This window comes from Vibrio sp. 1978, assembly GCF_033344345.1.
This window is the reverse complement of sequence record NZ_JAWPOP010000386.1, coordinates 1-752: the sequence shown is the minus strand read 5'-3', so window position 1 is coordinate 752 and position 752 is coordinate 1. Positions and strand designations below refer to the sequence as shown.

General features: G+C 49.7%; 1 protein-coding gene. It reads right to left on the bottom strand.

The window, feature by feature from the left end; translation table 11 throughout:
* Nucleotides 1–705: iron-siderophore ABC transporter substrate-binding protein (locus tag R8N49_RS26780; protein WP_318190406.1), on the bottom strand; the 705-nt coding region annotated here is incomplete at its 3' end.
* Between the last annotated feature and the right edge of the window lie 47 nt (nucleotides 706–752).

The window sequence follows — 752 nt, the reverse complement described above, 5'->3', positions numbered from 1 at the left end:
GCGATCTTGTTTGATGCCCCAAGCGCGCGCAGAGACTTGGATAGGGTTGGTTAACCCAAGCTGCTCAACCACATAGTCAGTGGTCGAATTTTCCGTCGATAGCAGAACAGAATTGGGTGTCGAAAAGCGCATTACCAACACGTCTAATGGGGCAGAATAATGCTGACGAATTTTGTCACGCAGTTGTTTGAATGAGTCATTGATATTTGCCAGTTTTTGTTCCGCTAACTCTTGTTTATCAAACAGCACACCTAGCGTACGAAAATGCTTGATTGCGGTTTGAGCCGCGGCTTCGTTTTGCGAAAAATTCGGCAAATACACCACCGGCGCGATCTGTCTGAGCAGAGGAATTAAATCTTGCTGAGGAGAAGCCGCTAGGATCACATCGGGTTTCAAGCTCGCTATCTTCTCTAAATTGGGTTCGGCGCGAGTGCCGATATCCTCAATGGATTCTGGTGCGTAAGGATTCACTACCCACTGGCGATAACCCGGCAAGTTAGGCGCAGCAATGGGCTCGATGTCCAACGCGAGCACTTGTTCCAAAATGTCCCAGTTGAGAACCACGACGCGTTGCGGCACTTGCTCAAAAGTCACCGCGCCGTACGCATCATGAACGGTAATGTCTGCGTTCGCTCGTGTAATCATCACTGTGAAAAGTAGAGTCGTGCAGCTTAGTTGTTTGAGAAATCGAACCATCATGCACATACCACCGCCACCTTCTGGCTAGCAAGTGTGTCCGCGGGCGTTGGATG